Below are 2,140 nucleotides of genomic sequence, written 5' to 3' on the forward strand. Positions count from 1 at the left end.
CAACTGAGCCAGAAAATCTCCAAGTTCACCACCTCCCTCCGATCATCAACACTTTCACGGAACGAAGCGTGGCTGGCAATGACCACACGCATCAACAAATCTTTGGAATACGTCATGCCAGCCTCCACCCTCACCGAAAAGGATTGGGACAAGCTAATGAAACGCCTCATGCCCACTGCCCTTCAAAAATCCGGCTTTGCTAGCAACTTCCCGCGGTCTATCATCTTTGGCCCCCTAGAACATATGGGAACAGGATTGATCCACCCATATTATCGACAAGAACTTATCCATCTTCAGCTCTGTATGGATGAAATTAACCACGACACATTCCTTGGCAACCTCCTACGCATCTCCTTCGAACAACTACACCTGGACCTCGGACACCTGGGCCAAATCACTGATGCCCCCCCTTCTATGCATGCTGCAGTTACTCAAACATGGACCTCCAAAACATGGCTATTCGGACTCCAACACAATATCACGATTACCGATCGCACCCCCATCCTTCAAAGGGCTCGCTCCCACGACACTCTCCTAATGCAAGCCTTCACCATGGCAAAATACAAAGGAGCCTCCCTCCGCCGACTAAACGACTGCAGGAAATATCTACAGATAGTCTCCCTAGCGGATATTACCTCCAAAAAAACCACCTACAACCGGAATGCCTCCGGGGAGTCAACTGGCACAACACATGGCACAAGTATGGGTGGCCAAGGAAACAACCTTCTCTTTCTTCGCAACATTGGACATTATGGAAGAAAGCGATAACGCACTGCTTTCTAATATCCGGTTGCCCGCACCTGACCCTCCGACGGCCTCTTGGAAGGTGGCTCATTGATCCCACACCACACTGGCCATGGCGGTACTCGACCACCAGCAAAATCCTCTACCACAACGAAAACACTAGATGGGTTGAGTACCTTCGCTCCTCTCACAGCCCCAACCCCATCAATAAAGTTTTTACTAGAGCCCGCACTTCGACCCAGCACCTACCGGCCCAAACCCAAATGGTTTCGATCTTCCCAGTCACCAGCGGCATTGCCAAAGTCACCCTGAAGTACCAGAGTCTGGAGCCTCACCAGTATCTCCCTCCTCCACCGGCCTCTCCGACTACACCAAGCACGTTCGATGACCTCATCACCTCGCTGCCACCCCACTCCCGATGGGCCTTACACCGGTGGAATATACCCTCCAAACACCTACTCCAAATGGCCGCCAGTATCCAAACGGGCAAAGCTATAGCAGTCAGTGACTGATCCTATGATCCCATTTCCAGAAGTGGCACAGCAGCCTTCTTGCTCACCCCCTCAATCAAAGACATCCACTCCCAAATTCATGCAGAACACCAAGTAACAGGCCAACCCCACCAGCAAAGCCCATATCGCAGCGAATTGTCAGGAGTAGAAGGTATCCTAATCCTCCTCAAACTCATCATTTCACACTTTGACATTAGCGCCGGACATATTACCATAGGGCTAGATGGAGAAAGTGCCCTCAACCAGGCCGCCGGGCTCTGGAAACTCGCACCACAACAGGCAGACTTTGATATCCTATTCGATATCCGCCAGCGGATAAAAGACCTACCCATATTGGTCTCCTTTCATTGGATCAAAGGCCATCAAGACGATCACGCGCTTCTCTCGTCCCTCGATAATTGGGCAAAACTCAACATCAACTGCGACACCCGAGCCAAGGCCCATTGTCACGCATGCTCCAACTTTATTACCGACACCCCTATGTTCAAACACGAGAAATGGTCCACGTGGCATAACGGACAGAAACTGTGCGCCTTGGACATACCCACTACATATGAGAGGATTTACCAACCGGCTTTAGCATATTGGCAGAAGAAACACGGCATCCCACCGGAAGTTTGGGATACCTTAGATACTATAGCCCTCGGCAGAGCCATGAAACGCATCCCCTTAGGGAAACAGAGGTGGCTTCTCAAACACGCCACCGGTCATTGCGCGGTGGGAAGAATGGAACTCCTACGGGAACATCAAGACCACAGCCGGTGCCCCCGATGCCAAGCCGACAATGAAACCACTATTCACGTCCTTACTTGCGGCGATTCCAGAGCCATCACCCTTTGGTTGACTCAACTCCAAAAACTCTACCACTGGCTATGAACCCACCA

Annotated in this window: 1 protein-coding gene; it reads left to right on the top strand. The window is 51.3% G+C overall.

Translation table 11 applies throughout. The annotated features are described in order from the left end of the window. On the top strand, positions 1-768 hold a 768-nt coding region (locus V6D20_15870; protein HEY9817257.1), incomplete at its 5' end, for a hypothetical protein. Positions 769-2,140: the final 1,372 nt, after the last annotated feature.

The sequence above is a fragment of the Candidatus Obscuribacterales bacterium genome (assembly GCA_036703605.1).
Classification (GTDB): domain Bacteria; phylum Cyanobacteriota; class Cyanobacteriia; order RECH01; family RECH01; genus RECH01.